Source organism: Mesoflavibacter sp. CH_XMU1404-2 (assembly GCF_037029465.1).
Taxonomy (GTDB): Bacteria; Bacteroidota; Bacteroidia; order Flavobacteriales; family Flavobacteriaceae; genus Mesoflavibacter.
Window position 1 is genome coordinate 1 of sequence record NZ_JAYMEM010000016.1, and the last position, 1,517, is coordinate 1,517.

Below are 1,517 nucleotides of genomic sequence, written 5' to 3' on the forward strand. Positions count from 1 at the left end.
AACGGGCAGCGTATAAGGTTTGTGGATGCGCAGCATACACGTAAAAACCGATTGAGCTGCGCATCTATGAACTTTATACTTTGTTATGTATAGTAGTTATCGAATAAGAACAAAAGAAAATAAATATTAACTCACGATTGCCGATGCGTAGCCATTACGCTGCCCGTTATGCTACAATAAGCAATCTTTTAAACTATTTAAAATGGGACGTGTTAAACGAATTAAAATAAATAAGGACTTAGATATAAATCTATCTTGGAATTATGATGCAAACTCACTATTAAACCTATACTTTAATTTTTGGGATAAACATTGCTTAACGCCTTTTTCGATAGATTTATTATGGTTTAGCTTAAAGATTGAGAATTGGTCAGACCTCCCATTTTAACTGGTTTGATTGCGTGCCTCGATGGCTATTGTAGCATAACGGGCAGCGTATAAGGTTTGTGGATGCGCAGCATACACGTAGAAACCGATTGAGCTGCGCATCTATAAACTTTATACTTTGTTATGTATAGTAGTTATCGAATAAGAACAAAAGAAAATAAATATTAACTCACGATTGCCGATGCGTAGCCATTACGCTGCCCGTTATGCTACAATAAGCAATCTTTTAGAATTTTAAAATTATTTAGCATGAAAGAATTATTAGAATTACCAACCCATTTGTTAAGCACTAAAGACTTGGCAAAACTTTTAATGAAAGCTTATCAAGAAGGAATTAAGGATTATGCAAATGGTGAATTAAAAGGAAAATCCATTGAGGAATTGAAAAGTTTTGTAAATCCCAAGTTTATGGATATAATTTTAAAAGGCTGATTGCGTGCCTCGATGGCTATTGTAGCATAACGTTAAAGTATATGATTAGTTACGGAATAAAAAGAATAAATTTAAATTAATAAATAATGGAAGCAAAAAACTTTAGAATTGGGAATTGGGTTGAATTTAAAAACCATAGTTATTTTGAATACACTACATTAACTCAAAGTAGTTTTGAAGGTGATTACATAGAAAAGACATTTAAACCGATTAAAATTGACGACCATTGGTTAAAAAGTCTTGGATTTAAAAAAGAAAATGGTGGTATTTATACTCACGGAACAATAGAATTAAGAAAAGACGACCAATGGTATATTGTTTGGAATGACAGTTCTTTTTTAACTACTTTGATTAATGTACATTCCTTGCAGAATTTGTTTTTTGCGATTACAGGAAATGAACTTGAATTTAAGCCATAAGTAGTAATTAATTATATACATTGTTGTATGAACAAATTTTATAGATATGGGACAAAGTTGGTGTGGTAAACACAAAAATAAAGAATATAAAAAGACTGAGGATATACAGTTTGTTTGTGTTACTTGCGGAAGTAAGACAATTTGCAAAAGCTGTTTAAGAATACCTAAAGAGTGGTTGAAGCAATGATGTAAAAACAAATTGCATACAACGGGCAGCGTATAAGGTTTGTGGATGCGCAGCATACACGTAAAAACCGATTGAGCTGCGCATCTATGAAC

At 32.2% G+C, this 1,517-nt stretch carries 2 protein-coding genes; both read left to right on the top strand.

Annotated elements, in window-relative coordinates; translation table 11 throughout:
- Positions 1–636: 636 nt before the first annotated feature.
- A complete protein-coding gene (locus WA327_RS07845) occupies positions 637–819 on the top strand; it encodes a hypothetical protein (RefSeq protein ID WP_336065667.1) in 183 nt (60 codons plus the stop codon).
- A gap of 86 nt (positions 820–905) precedes the next feature.
- Positions 906–1,238: a hypothetical protein gene (locus WA327_RS07850; protein ID WP_336068340.1), complete on the top strand. Its 333-nt coding sequence runs from the start codon at positions 906–908 to the stop codon at positions 1,236–1,238.
- Positions 1,239–1,517 lie beyond the last annotated feature (279 nt).

Bases quoted from the DNA above. Each gene is read 5' to 3' on its own strand.
- WA327_RS07845 (WP_336065667.1), top strand. From the start codon at position 637: ATGAAAGAATTATTAGAATTACCAACCCATTTGTTAAGCACTAAAGAC.
- WA327_RS07850 (WP_336068340.1), top strand. From the start codon at position 906: ATGGAAGCAAAAAACTTTAGAATTGGGAATTGGGTTGAATTTAAAAAC.